We start from the raw sequence: 4,592 nt of genomic DNA, 5'->3' as shown, positions 1-4,592 counted from the left end.
CTCGTGCACAATGCACACCGCATCGCCCTTCAGGGCGAGAGCATCCGAAGAAAAAAGCCTCGGCCCTCTTGACCGACTCCGAGAACACCGAAATCAATCAGCCCTACAGCAACCAGGCTGCCGAGGACCAACCTCGACGAACTGTCGGACTTTTGTGAAAACGCTGTCCGGGAATTAGCGGAATCGCTGTCCAGCTTTTGAAGCGCGCAATAACACTATGGCCGTCATCGAAATGAGCAAGGCGAAGTGCTGATTGCCGCGTTTGTTCCGGGATTAAGCGCCAGCCTCTCAAGAAGATTTATGCCGACTCGCCATCATTGTTGAAACTGCTGCAGCGCTCGCACGTTGAAGCCGGCCAGGCCGGGCATACGATTATGCGGATCGCCTTCGCCCAACTTCAATTCTGGACGCCAGGGCTCGATGTAAGGGACCGGCGAGCGTCAAAAGACTGCGGATGGGTCGCCGCTCGTCCCCTGGGATACGATCTCTGTCGGATTTTGTCGCGCCTGCGACATAGTGGTTGTGCGGGCCAGTTTAGTACCTGATATGACCGTAAGTTTGATATCAAACTCAAAGCACTGGCCGACGTGCATTTTGCGAGGTTGGCACGGTTTTTGAAGCGATCATTTCGCGTCGGAGCGCTCTCATCCGCCGGTTATCATCTGTTTTGGCATAAACCCTGCATAAGGCTTTATTGATGGTACCGCAACCCAACTCGCCGTCTTTCGAGCTACTTGGGCAAAAAGAGCACCGCCAGCGGAAAGGGTCGGGAACCGGAGAGGGAACCGGGTGGTGGACCTATGTTTGTGGAGGGGGTTGTGAAAAGGGTCAGCCATGGTGCTTCGAGCCTCTTGTACTCGTGCAGGTCGTCAATGTTGATATAGCGGTTGGCCTCCATCCAGTTTTCATTGGTTTCGTGACAGCAGACAAACGTCAAAGGAGATAGCTCATGCGAGTAGCCATCGTAACGAACAGTGATTTCAACGGTGTGATTAACCGGTTCGGTCAGCCTTGTCCGCAGCCGCCGCAGCCTTGGCCGCATAGCGGCACGTTGGAAGATGTGGTGGCGGCACTTCAAGAGGGCGGCCACGAGACGGTAGTGTGTGAAGGCGATAAAGGACTGCTCGCCAGTCTCGAGCGGTTCATGCCACCTGATCCGCAAGGTCGCCCCTCGGGAATGGTCTTCAACTTGGCGGAGGGAATTCAGGGCGAAAAGCGTTACACTCATGTTCCTGCCATGCTTGAGATGGCCGGTGTTCCATACACTGGATGTAGCCCCTTCGGGATTGGGCTGACGGGAGACAAAGTCATTACCAAAATGCTCATCCGCGATCAGGGCGTGCCGACTCCGAACTTTCGCGTGATGCGTCGCGGCACCGAGAACACCGGCGACCTGAGATTCCCAGTGGTAGTGAAGCCGCGGGAGGAGGACTGCAGCTTCGGATTGCAGATCATACATGAACACTCTAAGTTGCGGCAGGCCGTCGAAGTGATCGTCACGCAGCATGCTCAGGATGCGCTAGTGGAGGAATACATCGAGGGGCGGGAAATCTGCGTTGCGTTGCTCGGAAACGGGGAGCCCGAAGTTTTGCCTCTAGTGGAGCAGGACTTCGGTGACCGCGAAACGCGTGTTATGAATTGGGATGCGAAGTACGTGGCGGCCGCAGCGGTGCCCAAGATTTGCCCGGCGAAAATCGAGAGCGGGCTTGAGACGATGTTACGGGATATTTCGGTTGCGACCTTCCGTGCCTGCCACTGCCGGGACTATGCCCGCGTCGATTTCCGGATCGATCGCTCAGGCCAACCGTTTGTCCTAGAGATGAACTCGGTGCCGGCCCTTGGTATACACTCCAGTTATGGCACAGCTGCAACGGCCGGCGGACACAGCTTCGTAAGCTTGATCAATCGCATCCTCAATGTCGCCCACACCCGCTATTTCGGAATCGGCGTCTCATAGTGGATTGATCGGATCAAAAGAGTCCGATTTCGGGATTCCGTTTTGCGGTTTGGCGTGCGAGTTAGATGCATGCGCAATAGCATCCCCCTTCACCGTTTTGGCCAGCGACCGTCAGCGCCTGCAAGCGCTCGTCGCGGCGCCAGGAAGCCCGCAAGCACGTTCGGGGGCCGCATCGTCGCGCTGTGCTTCGAACCACGAAGCCAAAGCATACTTGGACCACCGGCTAGGTCGAGCGAATGAACCGCACCATCAAGGACGCGACGGGCAAGCGTTTCCACTACGACGATCATGACCAACTGCGTCGGCATCTTGCCGACTTTGTTGCGGCCTACAAATTTCGGCCGCAGGCTGAAGGCCCTCAAAGGTCTCACCCTACGAGTTCATCTGCAAGGCATGGGCTTCCCAGCCCGAGCGCTTCACTCTCAATCCGCTCCACCAAATGCCTGGACTTGTCTATTCGGCGTGTTGAAGTCAATCCCATTCAAGCTTCCTAGGCTGACCTGCCGACGCGATTATCCTAGCCTGATTGATGTAACCGCGGCGTCAAACCGAGATACGGCCCCACGTCCTTCGAATTCCTGAAGGGGGCAGGAATATCGACCGTGGCGTTGAAACCCAGTGCAACGATAGGGCCGACGCCCAGCACGGTCATCAACCGCCTGCAAACCGTGTCACCCCTCACGATCGACAACAGTCTTTCGTGTAGCACCGTGAACTGCTCGCAAAGTTTCCGACGGGCGGTGAGCAACGTCTCCATGATGTCTCGAGTTCCGGAATGTCACCGGAAGGGTCCCGGATGCGATCCGCGAATTTGCCGGCCGTCGACAATGCCAACTTTGAGACCGAAGTTACGAAACAGGCCACGGATGTCGTTCTCGATGGCGATGGCCTTTTCCTGAAGCGACTTGAGGGCCGTCAGCAGCGCCCGGCGATTCTGGGTCGTCAGCGTCTTGACAGTAAGACCGTATGTCCGCCTCTGCCGATGAGGTGGCTCGCCCTACACTGCGCGTCCGAGGGTTGCTCGGACGGGCCGAGCCGATCCTCACCACAGGAGGACGAGCCGTGGCGGATTATAGAGAAGCATTTGTCGGAATCGATGTTGCGAAGCTTAAGAACGCTATTGCGATTGCGGAGGCAGGCCGGGAAGGAGAGGTTCGGTTCTTCGGTGAGGTCGACGCGTCGGCGACCAGCATGCGGCGGGTCATAGGCCGGATCGCCAGCCGCTTTGATTACGTGCATTTCTGCTATGAGGCTGGGCCGACCGGGTACGGCCTTTATCGCCTGATCCGGTCGCTCGGGCACGAGTGCACCGTGGTTGCACCATCATTGATACCAAGGAAGCCCGGCGATCGGGTGAAGACGAACCGTCGAGACGCCATTTCCCTTGCCCGACTATTGCGCGCCGGCGAGCTGACCGCGGTGTGGGTTCCCGATGAAGGGCACGAGTCCATACGGGATCTTGTTCGCGCGCGGGCGGGCGCGGTCGAGACGCTGCGGGTCCATCGCCAGCAGGTGAGCGCATTCATGCTCAAGCACGGCCGTAGCTATCCGCGAAAGAAGAGCTGGACGATGCGCTATCTACGCTGGCTTCAGGAACAAGGTTCGATCATCCCGCGCATCAGATCGCACTCCAGGAGATGGTCGAGGCGGTGCGCGTCTCGAAAGAGCGGGTCGAGCGGCTGGAGCGTGTGATCGAAGAGTTCGTCCCGGCCTGGTCGCTGGCACCGATCGTGTGGGCGCTTCAGACATTGCGTGGGGTAGACCTAATTGTCGCCGTGACGTTCGTCACCGAAGTCGGCGACGCCAGCCGGTTCGAAAGCCCACGCCAGCTCATGGGATATCTCGGTCGGGTCCCCGGCGAGCGCTCAACCGGGGAGACAGTCCGGCGCGGCGGCATCACAAAGGCAGGCAACGGTCGGGTTCGCCACATGTTGGTCGAGAGCGCCTGGACCTATCGACATCCGCCCAAGGTCGGGAAGGCGAAGCTATACCGGTTGGAGCAGGCGTCACCGAAGGTGCGTGAGATCGCCTGGAAGGCGCAGTCCCGCCTGACAGCCCGCTACCGCATGCTGAGCGCTCGGGGCAAACGGACAACGGTCGTCTGCACCGCGATCGCCCGTGAACTGGTCGGCTTTATGTGGGCAGTCGCAAGGGAGGCGCGCGTCACCTGATCGCTCGCCGCGATGGCGCACATATCGCGCATGGGCGGAGGCGGGACCACGGCAGGGGAATGCCCGTCAGACGCTTTGTGGCCGGCAAATCGACCGACGCCCGCAGTAAGATAGGAACAGCCCCGGACGCACAATCGGGAATGCGGTAGCCAACCCGCGCATCAGAGCTTGATCACCGACGTCCTTCAGTTCCGCCTCCCCACCCATGCGCGATCATCAGAATGAGCAGCCGTTCCTCGGATCGGGCGACCTCATGCGTTCCAAACCTTGACAGCGGACATCAGAGCGGTGTTTCCGGACCACCTTTCGGGAGTGGTCGCGATCTGTGAGGTTGCCGATCCTGTATTGGGATCGGAGATCGGCTTGTGTCTGGACTTGACCTTACGCTTGACCCGGAGCGGCAGCTTCGGCGTTTCGAGGTGATCAACGGTGCCGGCGGTCGGCGTCACTGGTCGGTGGATGAC

General features: G+C 59.1%; 3 protein-coding genes and 2 pseudogenes. 3 read left to right on the top strand and 2 right to left on the bottom strand.

From position 1 onward, the window contains the following. Positions 1–949 precede the first annotated feature (949 nt). Positions 950–1,957 (top strand): ATP-grasp domain-containing protein, encoded by a 1,008-nt coding sequence (locus EN969_RS18135; protein ID WP_063169333.1) that lies wholly within the window; start codon positions 950–952, stop codon positions 1,955–1,957. Positions 1,958–2,145: 188 nt separating this feature from the next. Continuing rightward, positions 2,146–2,426: pseudogene (locus EN969_RS18130) on the top strand (integrase core domain-containing protein); the annotation flags it as partial. A 48-nt stretch (positions 2,427–2,474) separates the two neighbouring features. Here the strand turns inward: EN969_RS18130 and EN969_RS36070 are convergent. Beyond that, positions 2,475–2,714, bottom strand: coding sequence for an IS110 family transposase (locus tag EN969_RS36070; RefSeq protein WP_063169335.1), 240 nt, complete (start codon positions 2,712–2,714; stop codon positions 2,475–2,477). Positions 2,715–2,923: 209 nt separating this feature from the next. Here EN969_RS36070 and EN969_RS18120 point away from each other — a divergent pair. Beyond that, positions 2,924–4,128, top strand: a pseudogene (locus EN969_RS18120) (IS110 family transposase). Positions 4,129–4,379: 251 nt separating this feature from the next. Here EN969_RS18120 and EN969_RS35550 read toward each other — a convergent pair. Beyond that, the coding region (locus EN969_RS35550) for a hypothetical protein (RefSeq protein ID WP_206525173.1) at positions 4,380–4,592 on the bottom strand (213 nt) is incomplete at its 5' end.

Source organism: Mesorhizobium sp. M7A.F.Ca.CA.003.01.2.1 (assembly GCF_003998945.1).
In the GTDB taxonomy this organism is placed as follows: Bacteria; Pseudomonadota; Alphaproteobacteria; order Rhizobiales; family Rhizobiaceae; genus Mesorhizobium; species Mesorhizobium ciceri.
Note: the sequence above shows the minus strand (reverse complement) of the source record. Positions and strands in the feature narration are given on the sequence as shown.